Raw genomic sequence first — 13,046 nt, 5'->3', positions numbered from 1 at the left:
GCTCAGCCCTCATCCTGCCTGCCGGCGGGCTCGGCTTCCAGCAGGCGGATGCGGCGGTTGTCGGCGTTGAGCACGGTGAAGCGCCAGCCGCCGATCTCGGTGTGCTCGCCGCGCCCGGGGAGGTGGCCGAAGCGCTGCATCACCAGTCCCCCCAGGGTATCGAACTCCTCGTCGGAGAAGCGGGTCGCGAAGCGCTCGTTGAAGTCCTCGATGGGGGTCAGGGCGCGGATGGCGTAGCGGCCATCGCCCAGCTCGCGGATATCCTCCTCCTCGTCGGCGTCGTGCTCGTCCTCGATCTCGCCGACGATCTCCTCGAGGATGTCCTCGATGGTGACGATGCCGGCGGTGCCCCCATATTCGTCCACCACGACCGCCATATGGTTGTGGGTGTCCTGGAACTCCTTGAGCAGGCTGTTGAGCCGCTTGGACTCCGGCACGAAGAGCGCCGGGCGCACCACCTCCTCGAGGCGGAAGGGGCGGGTGCCCTCCTGGCCCCGCTGCAGCAGGGGCAGGAGGTCCTTGGCCAGCAGAATCCCCTTGACCTCGTCGAGGTTCTCGCCGATCACCGGGTAGCGGGAGTGGCCGGTCTCCAGGATCAGCGACAGATACTCCTCCAGGGGCTGGTCGAGGCCGATGGCGGTGACCTGGGAGCGGGGAATCAGCACCTCGCGCACCTGCTGGTCGCTGATCTGCAGGGCGCCCTCGATGATCATCATGGCGTCCTGCTCGAGCTTCAGGCGGCTGGCCGCCTGGCGCAGGAAGGCGAGCAGTTCGTCGCGGGAGCTGGGTTCATCGCTGTCGCTGGACAGCGCGCCCAGCAGCTTGTCCAGCCAGGATCGGCCGCCCTGGCCGCTCGATCGGTCGTCGCTCATGGGTCGGGTCTCTTGTCCTCGGGGTCGCGATGGGGGGCGGGCTGGGTGTCGAGCTGGGTGACGAGATAGGGGTCGGCGATGTCGAACTCGGCGAGGATCTCGCGTTCGAGCCGCTCCATCGCCTCGGCCTCCTCATCCTCGATATGGTCATGGCCGAGCAGGTGCAGGGTGCCGTGGACCACCATGTGAGCGTAGTGATCGGCGAGCGCCTTGTCCTGCTCGGCGGCCTCGGCTACCACCACCGGATGGCAGATCACCAGGTCGCCCAGCAGCGGCAGCGCCACCCCGGGCGGGCTCTCGAAGGGGAAGGAGAGCACATTGGTAGGGCGGTCGCGGCCGCGGTAGTCGCGGTTGAGGGCCTGGCTCTCCTCACTGTCCACCAGGCGCACGGTCAGCTCGCTGTCGGCGGCGACGTCGTGGCGGGCGAGCACCGCGGCCACCCAGGCCTCCAGCTCCGCCTGGCCGGGCAGCCCCTCGGCCTCGATGGCCTGCTGGCGATCGACCACCGGGCTCATGAGTCGCCACGCTCGCGATCGAGACGGTCCTGTCGCTCGAGACGCAGGGCCTCGCGCTCCTGGTCCCTGGCGGCCTTGCGGGCGCGCTCGGCGGCTTCCTGCTCGGCCTCGAAGTGGTCGTAGGCCTCGATGATGCGTTGCACCAGGGGGTGGCGCACCACGTCCTTGGCGGCGAAGTGGGTGGTGCCGATGCCGGGGGTGCCCTTGAGCACCTCCATGACCTGGATCAGGCCGGAGCTCTGGCCCCGGGGCAGGTCGACCTGGGTGACGTCCCCGGTGATCACCGCGGTGGAGCCGAAGCCGATGCGGGTGAGGAACATCTTCATCTGCTCGCGAGTGGTGTTCTGGCTCTCGTCGAGGATGATGAAGGCGTTGTTGAGGGTGCGACCGCGCATATAGGCCAGCGGAGCGATCTCGATCACCTGGCGCTCGATCAGCTTGGCCACCTGCTCGAAGCCGATCATCTCGTAGAGGGCGTCGTAGAGCGGCCGCAGGTAGGGGTCGATCTTCTGGGCCAGGTCGCCGGGGAGGAAGCCGAGCTTCTCGCCGGCCTCCACCGCCGGGCGCACCAGCAGGATGCGGCGCACCTCCTGCTGGTTGAGCGCCTCCACCGCGGCGGCCACGGCCAGGTAGGTCTTGCCGGTGCCCGCCGGGCCGATGCCGAAGTTGATGTCGTGAGCGCGGATGCTCTGCACATAGGCCTGCTGGTTGAGGCCCCGCGGCTTGATCAGGGTGCGCGGGGTGCGCAGCAGCACCTCGTCGCCGCCTTCGCCGCCCTCTTCCTCTTCCAGCGCCTCGAGGCCGGACTCCTGAAGGAAGAGATGCACGGTGTCCGGTTCCAGGTCGCTGGCTTCGGTTTCCCGATAGAGGTGCTCGAGCACGTTGGCGGCGGCCTTGACTCGGGCCATGGGGCCGGCCAGCTGGAAGATGTTGCCGCGGTTGCGCAGGGTGATGCCGAGGCGCGTTTCCACCAGCTTGAGGTGCTCGTCGCGCTGACCGCACAGGTAGGCGAGGCGGCGAGGATCGTTGGGCTCGAGGTTCAGGGTGATGATGCGATTGGCCTGAGAGGATGGCTGGCTCAAGGCTGGCGGGTCCCGTGGAAGATGAATTTAAGGCAGCTTACTGCCCCGACGCGCGCCGGGGCAATACGACGCTGGGAGCGGCCTCAGTAGACCGCCGGGGAGGCGAGCTCGCCGCGCAGGGAGTTGGGCAGCGCCTCGCTGATCTCCACATCGACGAAGAGACCGATCAGCTCGGTGGGGTTGGGGGCGCGGAAGTTGACCACCCGGTTGTTCTCGGTGCGGCCGGAGAGCTGGCCCGGGTCCTTGGGCGAGAAGCCGGTGACCAGGATCCGCTGGGTGGTGCCCACCATGCGCCGGCTGATCTGCATCGCCTGCTGGTTGATACGCTCCTGAAGGATCGCCAGGCGCTGCTTCTTGACCGCTTCCGGGGTGTCATCCTCGAGGGAGGCCGCCGGGGTGCCCGGGCGTGCCGAGTAGACGAAGCTGAAGGAGTGGTCGAAGCCGATACGATGGATCAGGTCCATGGTGGCGGCGAAATCCTCGTCGCTCTCGCCGGGGAAGCCGACGATAAAGTCCGAGGAGAAGCTGATATCCGGGCGCAGGGCGCGGATGCGCTCCATCTTCTCGATGTACTCGTCGGCGGTATGGCCGCGCTTCATGGCAGAGAGGATCTGGTCGGAGCCGGACTGCACCGGCAGGTGCAGGTGGCTGACCAGCTCCGGAATCTCGCCGAAGGCCTCGATCAGGCTGTCGGAGAACTCCACCGGGTGGGAGGTGGTGAAGCGGATGCGGTCGATGCCCTCCACCGCCGCCACGCAGCCGATCAGCTCGGCCAGGTCGATCTCGTCGCCCAGCTGGTTGAGCCCGCGGTAGGCGTTGACGTTCTGGCCCAGCAGGTTGATCTCGCGCACGCCCTGGTCGGCCAGGTGGATCACCTCGTCCATCACCGCCTCGAAGGGGCGCGAGACCTCCTCGCCGCGGGTGTAGGGCACCACGCAGAAGGTGCAGTACTTGGAGCACCCCTCCATCACCGAGACGAAGGCGGTGGCGCCGTCGGAGCTCGGCTTGGGCAGGTGGTCGAACTTCTCGACCTCCGGGAAGGTGACGTCCACCACCGAGATCTGGTTCTGCTGGCGGGCGTCGAGCATGGAGGGGACCCGGTGCAGGGTCTGGGGGCCGAAGACCATGTCCACATGGGGGGCCCGCTTGCGCAGCGCCTCGCCCTCCTGGCTGGCCACGCAGCCGCCCACCCCGATCACCAGGTCGGGGTTGGCCTCCTTGAGCTTCTTCCAGCGTCCCAGCTGGTGGAACACCTTCTCCTGGGCCTTTTCGCGGATGGAGCAGGTGTTGAGCAGGATGACGTCGGCCTCGCGCTCGTCGTCGGTGAGCTCGAGCCGGTGAGATTCGCCGAGCAGATCCGCCATGCGAGCGGAATCGTACTCGTTCATCTGGCAGCCGTGCGTCTTGATGAAGAGTTTCTTCGCCATAGGAGAGAGTGGGCCGTGCCTTGGAAAAGTAGCCGCATATTGTACGCTCCGGCGCGCGGTGGAGCCAGCATGGGCCGTCGGCCCCGGGAGTGTGCTACCCTTGCGCTCTTGTCGGAATACCGTGTCGAGGAACACTCAGCACCATGGCGGCAAAGCCGATCTATCGGGTGGTTTTCCACCAGCAGGGCGAGGTGTGGGAGCTCTACGCTCGCGAAATCTTCCAGAGCGACCTGTGGGGCTTCATCGAGGTGGAGGAGTTCGTCTTCGAGGACGCCTCCAAGCTGGTGGTGGACCCCACGGCGGACAAGCTCAGGCGCACCTTCGAGGGGGTGAGCCGCAGCTACCTGCCGCTCAATGCTATCGTGCGCATCGACGAGGTGGAGCGCGAGGGGCCGCCGCGGGCGGTCAAGAGCGAGGGGCGGGTCACCGAGTTCCCGCGCCCCTTCGCGCCGCCGTCGCCGCCGGAGCGCTGAGGATGTGCTGGTCACGAAATGATCAGTTGGCGCCGAGGGCAGGCCCCATGCCGCCGAGCGGCGCCTTTCCAGCGGTTTTCCCGGCACTTGTCCACAGCAGCTGTGGAAAAGCCTCTGTGGATCACGACCCCCTGGGGGTCGGCTGTCTCATCGCGGTGGCGCCGGCAGGAGGCCGGTGCCCGCTTCCGGTCACGCCAGAGTGGAACCCCGCCAGCTTCAGCAGGATGACGGCATGACACGATACGATCTCAAACGACTCTCCCTGGGCCTGGCCCTGGGGCTCCTGACGCTGCCCGTGCAGGCTCAGGAGAGCGACGCGACCCACTGGGTCAGCGACTCCATCACCACCTATGTGCGCAGCGGTCCCACCGACGGCTACCGCATCGTCGGCACCCTCACCGCCGGTGAGCCGGTCACCCTGCTGGAAACCAGCGGGAACTACAGCCGCGTGCAGAACGGCGGCGGCAACACCGTCTGGGTGCTCTCCAGCGAGCTCCAGGAGACCCCCAGCGCCCAGGTGCGCCTGCCCGCGCTCGAACGCCAGGTGGCCGAACTGACCGCCGAACTCGACGGCATCAACGAGCAGTGGGAGAGCCGCACCGAGGCGCAGCGCGCGACCCTCGAGACCCGCGAGTCGCGTATCGCCGACCTCGAGACGCGCAACCGCGAGCTCGATGCCGAGGCGGAGCAGGCGCGCCAGACCATTCGCCAGCTGCAGGCTCGCCTGGATACCCAGGAGGAGGACCTGCTGATGCGCTACTTCATGTACGGCGGTGGGGTAGCCGGTGCCGGCCTGCTGGTGGGGCTGATCGTGCCACACCTGCCGCGCCGCAAGCGCAAGCGCGACCGCTGGTTCTGAGGAGATGCCCATGGCCAATGAGTGGCTCGAACGCTGGCGCGAGGGGCGCATCGGCTTTCACCGCGACCGCCCCCATCCCATGCTGGTCAACCACTGGCCGGCCCTTGGGGTCAGGCCCGGCACCAAGGTGCTGGTGCCGCTCTGCGGCAAGAGCCTGGACATGCGCTGGCTGGCCGGCCAGGCCCACCCGGTGCTGGGCATCGAGCTGGCGCCGGAGGCGATCGAGCAGTTCATGGCCGAGGGGGAGGGGGTGACGACCCGCTATCCCCAGGCCGGCTTCCAGGTCTGCCGACAGGGCAGCGTGGAGCTCTGGTGCGGGGACTTCTTCCATTTCCATATCGAGCAGGCGGCGGAGATCGGCGCCTTCTACGATCGCGCCTCCCTGATTGCCCTGCCGCCGGCCACGCGCCAGCGCTACGCCTTTCACCTGGCCCAGCTGGTGCCGCCGGGCAGCCGCGGCCTGCTGATCAGCCTGGAGCGGGAGCCGGGCGATGAGGGCGGGCCGCCCTTCAGCGTGCTGCCTGACGAGGTGCGCGATCTCTTCACCCCCAACTTCCAGGTCACCCTGCTGGAGCAGGGGGAGCCGGAGCCCGGCCGCGGCTTTCGGGAGAGCGCCTGGGCGCTGGTGCGCCGCGGGCCGCTGGAGTAGCCGTGACCACGACATGCAGCGAGGGCGCCCGGCGGGCGCCCTCGCTGCGTTAGGCGTGCCGCGCCGAGATGGCCGGGCGACCGTGGGCGCTCAACGCGCCAGCAGCTGGCCCAGCTCCGGGTCCCGGAAGGCACGGTTCAGGCCGTCGGAGAGCAGGTCGTTGACCATACGGGTATTGGTGTCGCGATCCGGACGCACCGCATAGCTCTGGGTGCGTCGAGAGGTGTAGGTGCCGGTATAGGTATTGCCGCCGTTGCGCGCCTCGGCCACGAAGACCGCCTCCAGGCGTGCCTCATCGATCACCGGGCGGCTCTGGCCGCGCTCGTAGCCCAGGTGGTCCAGGGTCAGGGTCAAGCTGGGGCGATTCGGGGCGCTCTCGGTGGTGGGGGAGAAGCCCATGTCGCGCACTGCGCGCTCGGCCTCCCGCTGTAGGTGGGGGATCAGCTCGTGGGCGTTGACGGTGATGGTGGCGGTGGACATGGCGCTGCCGGTGCGGGTGCCGATCACCTCGCTGTCGCGCCCGTCCACGGCGATCACCGTCACCGCCTGGCCGCTGCCGCTCACCGGCACCTCGGCGCTGCGCTGGGGGCTGAGCTGCAGGTAGTGGGGGCTGGCGCAGGCGGCGAGCAGGCCGGCGGCGAGCAGGCCGGCAGAGAGACGAAGGAGGGCGGTACGAAGGCGATGGGGGCGCGGCATGGTGGGCTCCGGTGCGGCGAATCAGGACAGGCCGACAGTATAGCGGCGTGCGCCCCGCGGCTGGAATTCCTGCCCCCGGAGCGGCGGGTCAACGGTACACTGTGAGGAAATGCTTTGGGAGACACGTCATGCTGCGTTCTGCCCGTCCGGACGAGATTCCGCTGCTGGCCGATCTCTGGCTCAGGGCGTCGCTGCGCGCCCACGACTTCATCCCCGCCGAGTTCTGGGTGTCCCACCGGGATGCCATGGCCGCCGAGCACCTGCCCGAGGCCGACGAGCTGCTGGTGCTGGAAGCAGAGGGGCGGCTGATCGGCTTCGCCGCCCTCAACGGAGAGCGGCTGGAGGCGCTCTTCATCGACCCCGAGGTCCAGAGCTATGGCTACGGCTCCCGGCTGATGGCGGAGGCCATGGCCCGCCATCGGCGCCTGACGCTCTGCGTCTTCTCCCGCAACGTGCGGGCGGTCTCCTTCTATCGCCGCCTGGGGTTCCGGGAGCTCGAGGAGCGCCTCGAGCCTCTTACCGGCGAGGCCGAGACCCTGATGCTCTGGGAGCGGTGAGCCTCAGGCCGCCCTGGCCAGGGGGCTCAGGGCCGGGGCCGGAGAGGCATCGGGAAATCGGTGCCAGCGCCTGGGGATAGCGAAGAGCCGCTGGCCCCGAGTGAGCCCCAGGCGCTCATAGTCGGCGTGGCGCACGGTGGCAAGCCAGGGCTCGCCCAGCCAGTCCGCGGCCAGCTCCACGCGCACCTCGGCGCCCACCGGGGAGGTGGCGGTGACCGTCACCGGCAGGTGGGCCTCCGGGGTGGGGGCGGAAGCGAGCCGCAGCTCGTGGGGGCGCAGCAGCAGCTCCTCCGAGCCGTCGGGCAGCTCCACCGAGAGGCGCGCCTCGCCGCAGGTGAGGGTGCCGTCGCGTACCTCCCCCTCCAGATGGTTCACGTCGCCCAGGAACTCGAAGACGAAACGGTTGGCCGGTGACCGGTAGACCGCGTCCGGGGTGTCGATCTGCTCGATGCGCCCGTTGCTCATCACCGCCACGCGATCGGAGAGCTCCAGGGCCTCCTCCTGGTCGTGGGTCACGAAGAGACTGGTGAAGCCCAGCTCGTCGTGGAGGTGGCGCAGCCAGCGGCGCAGGTCCTGGCGCACCTTGGCGTCGAGTGCCCCGAAGGGTTCGTCGAGCAGCAGCACATCGGGGCGCAGGGCCAGCGCCCGGGCCAGGGAGACCCGCTGCTGCTGGCCGCCGGAGAGCTGGGCCGGATAGCGGTGGGCCAGCTGCTCGAGCTGCACCATCTCCAGCAGGCGGTGGACCCGGGCGCGGATCTCGCCGCTGGTGGGCCGGTTCCTGCGCGGCATCACGGTAAGGCCGAAGGCGACGTTGTCGAACACCGTCATGTGGCGAAACAGCGCATAGTGCTGGAAGACGAAGCCGATGCGCCGGTCGCGGACGTGCACGTTGGTGACGTCGCGCTCGCCGAAGAGGATGCGCGCGCCGCCGTCCGGGTCGGCATGCTCGAGGCCGGCGATGATGCGCAGCAGGGTGGTCTTGCCCGAGCCCGAGGGGCCGAGCAGGCCGACCAGCTCGCCGTCGTGGATGTCGAGGTTCACCGGCTCCAGCGCCTGGGTGCGCTGGCGACCGCTGCCGAAGTGCTTGCCGATGTTGTGCAGACGAATGCTCATGGGTGGGCCTCCTGGCGCGCGGCGCGCCATTCCAGCGTGGCCTTGGCGGCCAGGGTGAGCAGGGCAATCAGCGCCAGCAGCGATGCGCTGGCGAAGGCCCCCACGGTGTTGTAGTCCTGATAGAGCTGCTCCAGGTGCAGCGGCAGGGTATTGGTCTGGCCGCGGATGGCCCCGGAGACCACCGAGACGGCGCCGAATTCGCCCACCGCCCGGGCGTTGGTCAGGATCACCCCGTAGAGCAGCGCCCAGCGGATATTGGGCAGGGTGACCCGGCGGAAGATGGTCCAGCCCGGCGCGCCCAGGGTCACGGCGGCCTCCTCCTCCCGGGAGCCCTGGGCCTGCATCAGCGGGATCAGCTCCCGGGCCACGAAGGGGCAGGTGACGAAGATGGTGACCAGCAGGATGCCCGGCCAGGCGAACATCAGCTGGATGTCGTGGCCGTCGAGCCAGCCGCCCAGCCAGCCGTTGCGCCCGTAGAGCAGCAGGTAGACCAGGCCCGCCACCACCGGCGAGACCGCGAAGGGGATGTCGATCAGGGTCTGCAGCAGGCGGCGGCCGGGAAAGGCGAAGCGGGTCACCAGCCAGGCCAGGGCCACGCCGAACACCAGGCAGACCGGAATGGTCAGCACCGTGATGAAGAGCGTCAGGCCGATGGCCGCTACCGTGTAGCGGTCGCTGACGTTGCTCCAGAAGACGCCTGCGCCCTGGGCGAAGGCCTGGGCGAAGATCGCCACCAGGGGCAGCAGCAGGAAGAGCGCCGCCATGGCGACCGCGGCCAGGATCAGGGTGCGGCGCACCCCGGGAGCATCACCGATACGTTGCATCAGCCGCGCCCTCCGTGCAGTCGCTTGATGAAGCGCCCCTGCCAGACGTTGATGGCCAGCAGCAGCGCCAGCGAGACGAAGAGCACCACCGAGGCGATGGCCGAGGCGCCGGCGTAGTCGTACTCCTGCAGGCGCACGAAGATCATCAGCGCGGTGATCTCGGTCTCATAGGGCATGTTGCCGGCGATGAAGATGATGGCGCCGAACTCGCCCAGAGAGCGCACGAAGGCGAGCCCGGTACCGGTTACCAGCGCCGGCCAGAGGTGGGGCAGGATCACCCGGCGAAAGGCCGTGGCATCGCTGGCGCCCAGGGTCAGCGCCGCCTCGTCCACCTCGGCGGGCAGGTCCTCGAGCACCGGCTGCACGGTGCGCACCACGAAGGGAATGCTGGTGAAGGCCATGGCGAGCGCGATGCCCACCCAGGTATAGGCCACCTCCAGGCCCAGCGGCTCGAGCAGCCGACCCATCCAGCCGTTGCTGGCGTAGAGGGTGGCAAGGGTGATGCCCGCCACCGCCGTGGGCAGGGCGAAGGGCAGGTCCATCAGCGCATCGAGCAGGCGCTTGCCGGGAAAGTCGTAGCGCACCAGCACCCAGGCCAGCAGCAGCCCGAAGGCCGCGTTGACCAGCGCCGCCACCGCGGCGGCGCCGATGGTCACCGTGTAGCTGGCCACCACCCGGCCGTCGCTGATGATCGCCCAGTACTCGGCGAGGCTCAGCCCGGCCAGCTGGCCGAAGAGCCCGGTCATCGGCAGCAGCAGCACCAGCGAGACGAAGGTCAGGCTGATGCCCAGCGACAGGCCGAAGCCGGGCAGCACCCGCTTGGGGGTGCGGCCGATGGCGAAGGGGAGGGCGCGGGTGCTCATGGGTGCGAGGCGTCTCCGTCAGGGCGTGAAATCAGCGGCGCTGCAGCTGGTCGAGCAGGCCGCCGCTGGCGAAGTGGGCCTCCATGGCCTCGTCCCAGCCGCCGAAGACTTCCTCGACGCGCAGGAGCTCGGTCTCCGGGAACCGTTCGGCGAACTCTTCCACCACGGCCTCGTGGTGCACCCGGTAGTTGAAGCCGGCCAGGGTGCGCTGAGCCTCCTCGCTGTAGAGGTACTCCACGTAGGCCTGGGCCAGGTCGGTGGTGCCGTTGCGCTCGGCGTTGGGGCCCACCACGGCCACCGGGAACTCGGCCAGAATGCTGACCGGGGGCACGATCACTTCGTAGTCGTCGCTGCCGTACTCGCTGCGGATGTTGTTGACCTCGGACTCGAAGCTGATCAGCACGTCGCCGCGGCCGCGCTCGATGAAGCTGGTGGTGGCGCCGCGGCCGCCGGTGTCGAACACCGCCACGTTGCGCAGGAAGGTGCGCATGAAGTCGTGGATCTGCTCCTCGTCGCCGTCGAAGTGCTGGTCGGCAAAGCCCCAGGCGGCGAGATAGGTGTAGCGGCCGTTGCCGGAGGTCTTGGGGTTGGGAAAGACCATGCTCACGTCGTCGCGCACCAGGTCATCCCAGCTCTCGATGCCCTTGGGGTTGTCCTTGCGCACCAGGAAGGCGGTGGTGGAGTAGTAGGGCGAGGCGGCGTTGGGCAGCGCCTCCTGCCACGCCTCGTCCACCAGGCCGCCATCGGCCAGGGCCTGAACGTCGGTGACCTGGTTGTAGGTCACCACGTCGGCGCGCAGGCCCTGGAGAATGGCCCGGGCCTGGGCGGAGGAGCCGCCGTGGGACTGGCTGACCGCCACCGTCTCGCCCTGGGTCTCCTGCCAGTGGGCGACGAAGTCGGGGTTGATGGCGGAGAAGAGCTCGCGGGCGATATCGTAGGAGGAGTTGAGCAGCTCCCGCTCGGCGGCGCTGGCCGGGCCGATGAGTCCCGCGCCCAGGGCGATGGCGAGCAGGGAGCGCTGGAAGAGGGGGCGCTGGAATAGAGGGCGCAGGGTCATGGGGTCACTCCGATAGGCGTTGAGATTGCCAACAAGGTTAAGTCTGCGCATTGGTAATTACAAAGATATTTTTTATTCTATTTATGAATATGCCTCTGCGGCTCCGCTATGCCCGGCGCTGCCGGATTCGGCGGGCTCTGCTAGAATGCGCGCTTTCGCCAGCGACCCCGGATATCCGCCATGACCGATGCGAACCGCGACTTCCTGATCGCCCCCTCGATTCTCTCCGCCAACTTTGCCCGCCTGGGCGAGGAGGTGGACGACGTGCTGGCCTCGGGGGCCGATATCGTTCACTTCGACGTGATGGACAACCACTATGTGCCCAACCTGACCATCGGCCCCATGGTCTGCGAGGCGCTGCGCAAGCACGGCGTCACCGCGCCCATCGACGTACACCTGATGGTGCGCCCGGTGGACCGCCTGATCGGCGACTTCATCGACGCCGGCGCCAGCATCATCACCTTCCACCCCGAGGCCTCGGACCATATCGACCGCTCCCTGCAGCTGATCCGTGACGGCGGCTGCCAGGCCGGCCTGGTGTTCAATCCGGCCACGCCGCTCTCCTACCTTGACTACGTGATGGACAAGATCGACATGGTGCTGCTGATGAGCGTCAACCCCGGCTTCGGCGGCCAGTCCTTCCTGCCCGCCACTCTGGACAAGCTGCGCGAAGCGCGCCGCCGCATCGACGCCTCCGGCCGCGATATCCGCCTGGAGGTGGATGGCGGGGTGAAGGTGGACAACATCGCCGAGATCGCCCGGGCCGGCGCCGACACCTTCGTGGCCGGCTCCGCGGTGTTCAAGGCCAGAAACGACGCCGATCCGCACCGCTACGACAGCGTGCTGCGCGACTTCCGCGAGCAGCTGGCCGGGGCCCGCTGAGGCCGTGAGCGAGCAGGAGCCCGCCGGGGAGGCGCCGGTCTGGCACCTCTACCTGCTGGAGACCGCCGCCGGCGCCCTCTATACCGGCATCACCACCGACGTGGAGCGGCGCCTGGCCGAGCACGCCGCCGGCCGCGGCGCCAAGGCCCTGCGTGGCCGCGGCCCCCTGGCCCTGCGCCATCATGAGCCGGTGGGTAGCCGCGGCGAGGCGCTGCGCCTGGAGGCCGAGATCAAGCGCCTCTCGGCCGCCCGCAAGCGTTCCTGGCTGGCAGCGCGCCAGGCCTCGTTACCCCAGCCCCCGGCCGGCGTTCCCGCGCCGCCCCAAGGAGAGAGCATGCACCCCATTCTCGACGGCATCGACCTGGTGGCCTTCGACCTGGATGGCACCCTGATCGACTCGGTGCCCGACCTGGCCGCCGCCGTGGACGCGACCCTCAGCGAGCTGGGCCTCCCCGAGGCGGGGGAGAAGAAGGTCAGCCTCTGGGTCGGCAACGGTGCGCTCAAGCTCGTCGAGCGGGCGCTGGCCGATGCCCTGGGCGAGACGCCGTCGTCCGAGCGGTTGGCGCTTGGACACCAGCGCTTCCTTTACCACTACGGCCGGGATGTGGGCTCGCGCACGCGCCTCTATCCCGGCGTTGTCGAAGCCCTCGATGCCCTGCGCGAGCGCGGCCTGCCGCTGGCCCTGGTCACCAACAAGCCCTTCGCCTTTATCGCCCCGCTGCTGGAAGGGCTGGGCCTGGCCGAGCACTTTGCCCTCTGCCTGGGCGGCGACAGCCTGCCCGAGAAGAAGCCGCACCCGGCGCCGCTCTTGCACCTGGCCAGCCACTTCGACCTGGCGCCGTCGCGCTGCCTGATGGTGGGGGACTCCCGCCATGATATCGCCGCCGGGCGCGCCGCCGGCTTTCGTACCCTGGCGGTGCCCTACGGTTACAACCACGGTGAGCCGGTGCAGGCGAGTGGGCCGGATGGCATGGTTGAATCGCTGGCGGAACTCGTTTAACGTGATTTTGGCTAATGCTATAAGCGCGGCCCAATCAATATGTTATTGCTATAAGAAGCGGAAACGACTCGATGACCAGCCGCACCCTGCCGGACACCCTTGCACCCCGCGGTGACGCCTGCGCCGCACCCTGCCTGCTGCCCCTCCTGCGCGGCGGCTGGCGATGGTGACGCTCCC

The 13,046-nt window shown here is 68.9% G+C and carries 15 protein-coding genes; 6 read left to right on the top strand and 9 right to left on the bottom strand.

Annotation, left to right across the window (positions count from 1 at the left end):
• Positions 1-2 precede the first annotated feature (2 nt).
• From ACRYRV_RS03115 to miaB, 4 genes are all read right to left on the bottom strand, one after another.
• Positions 3-872, bottom strand: a complete 870-nt coding sequence (locus ACRYRV_RS03115) for an HlyC/CorC family transporter (RefSeq protein WP_309637326.1) — start codon at positions 870-872, stop codon at positions 3-5.
• Positions 869-1,387, bottom strand: coding sequence for an rRNA maturation RNase YbeY (gene ybeY, locus ACRYRV_RS03110; RefSeq protein WP_309637327.1), 519 nt, complete (start codon positions 1,385-1,387; stop codon positions 869-871). The genes ACRYRV_RS03115 and ybeY overlap by 4 nt, the downstream gene beginning before the upstream one ends.
• Positions 1,384-2,469 (bottom strand): PhoH family protein, encoded by a 1,086-nt coding sequence (locus ACRYRV_RS03105; RefSeq protein ID WP_444986011.1) that lies wholly within the window; start codon positions 2,467-2,469, stop codon positions 1,384-1,386. Before ACRYRV_RS03105 ends, ybeY begins: the two co-directional genes overlap by 4 nt.
• Before the next feature lie 83 nt (positions 2,470-2,552).
• The gene (gene miaB, locus ACRYRV_RS03100; protein ID WP_444986013.1) at positions 2,553-3,896 is read right to left on the bottom strand and encodes a tRNA (N6-isopentenyl adenosine(37)-C2)-methylthiotransferase MiaB; all 1,344 of its coding nucleotides are present in this window, start codon (positions 3,894-3,896) and stop codon (positions 2,553-2,555) included.
• A 143-nt stretch (positions 3,897-4,039) separates the two neighbouring features.
• Here miaB and ACRYRV_RS03095 point away from each other — a divergent pair, with 143 nt between their 5' ends.
• The 3 genes from ACRYRV_RS03095 to ACRYRV_RS03085 all read left to right on the top strand — a co-directional run bounded on the left by ACRYRV_RS03095 (position 4,040) and on the right by ACRYRV_RS03085 (position 5,877).
• On the top strand, positions 4,040-4,369 hold the full coding sequence (locus tag ACRYRV_RS03095) for a DUF1820 family protein (RefSeq protein WP_299316201.1): 330 nt from the start codon (positions 4,040-4,042) through the stop codon (positions 4,367-4,369).
• A gap of 232 nt (positions 4,370-4,601) precedes the next feature.
• The gene (locus tag ACRYRV_RS03090; protein WP_253450434.1) at positions 4,602-5,228 is read left to right on the top strand and encodes a TIGR04211 family SH3 domain-containing protein; all 627 of its coding nucleotides are present in this window, start codon (positions 4,602-4,604) and stop codon (positions 5,226-5,228) included.
• 10 nt (positions 5,229-5,238) lie between these two features.
• The gene (locus tag ACRYRV_RS03085) at positions 5,239-5,877 is read left to right on the top strand and encodes a thiopurine S-methyltransferase (RefSeq protein WP_309637329.1); all 639 of its coding nucleotides are present in this window, start codon (positions 5,239-5,241) and stop codon (positions 5,875-5,877) included.
• 90 nt (positions 5,878-5,967) lie between these two features.
• Here ACRYRV_RS03085 and ACRYRV_RS03080 read toward each other — a convergent pair whose 3' ends face one another.
• Positions 5,968-6,573, bottom strand: a complete 606-nt coding sequence (locus ACRYRV_RS03080) for a YajG family lipoprotein (protein ID WP_444986016.1) — start codon at positions 6,571-6,573, stop codon at positions 5,968-5,970.
• 128 nt (positions 6,574-6,701) lie between these two features.
• Here ACRYRV_RS03080 and ACRYRV_RS03075 point away from each other — a divergent pair, with 128 nt between their 5' ends.
• Complete coding sequence (locus ACRYRV_RS03075; RefSeq protein WP_309637331.1) at positions 6,702-7,130, top strand: GNAT family N-acetyltransferase; 429 nt, start codon at positions 6,702-6,704, stop codon at positions 7,128-7,130.
• Positions 7,131-7,133: 3 nt separating this feature from the next.
• Here the strand turns inward: ACRYRV_RS03075 and ACRYRV_RS03070 are convergent, their stop codons facing one another.
• From ACRYRV_RS03070 to cysP, 4 genes are read right to left on the bottom strand one after another with little or no spacing between them, the layout of a single operon-like run.
• Positions 7,134-8,243 carry a sulfate/molybdate ABC transporter ATP-binding protein gene (locus ACRYRV_RS03070; RefSeq protein WP_253450443.1) on the bottom strand — a complete coding sequence of 370 codons (1,110 nt, stop codon included), beginning with the start codon at positions 8,241-8,243 and terminating at the stop codon, positions 7,134-7,136.
• Complete coding sequence (cysW, locus tag ACRYRV_RS03065; protein WP_444986019.1) at positions 8,240-9,067, bottom strand: sulfate ABC transporter permease subunit CysW; 828 nt, start codon at positions 9,065-9,067, stop codon at positions 8,240-8,242. Before cysW ends, ACRYRV_RS03070 begins: the two co-directional genes overlap by 4 nt.
• Positions 9,067-9,930 (bottom strand): sulfate ABC transporter permease subunit CysT, encoded by an 864-nt coding sequence (gene cysT / locus ACRYRV_RS03060; RefSeq protein WP_444986021.1) that lies wholly within the window; start codon positions 9,928-9,930, stop codon positions 9,067-9,069. Before cysT ends, cysW begins: the two co-directional genes overlap by 1 nt.
• A gap of 31 nt (positions 9,931-9,961) precedes the next feature.
• Entirely contained in the window at positions 9,962-10,987 is a 1,026-nt protein-coding gene (gene cysP / locus ACRYRV_RS03055; RefSeq protein WP_444986023.1) for a thiosulfate ABC transporter substrate-binding protein CysP, read from the bottom strand.
• A gap of 180 nt (positions 10,988-11,167) precedes the next feature.
• Between cysP and rpe the strand changes: the two genes are divergently transcribed.
• A complete protein-coding gene (gene rpe, locus ACRYRV_RS03050) occupies positions 11,168-11,869 on the top strand; it encodes a ribulose-phosphate 3-epimerase (RefSeq protein ID WP_253450455.1) in 702 nt (233 codons plus the stop codon).
• 4 nt (positions 11,870-11,873) lie between these two features.
• Positions 11,874-12,869: a phosphoglycolate phosphatase gene (locus tag ACRYRV_RS03045; RefSeq protein ID WP_444986025.1), complete on the top strand. Its 996-nt coding sequence runs from the start codon at positions 11,874-11,876 to the stop codon at positions 12,867-12,869.
• The last annotated feature ends 177 nt before the right edge of the window (positions 12,870-13,046 follow it).

Source organism: Halomonas mongoliensis, from assembly GCF_052496345.1.
This window is presented reverse-complemented; position numbering and strand designations above follow the sequence as displayed.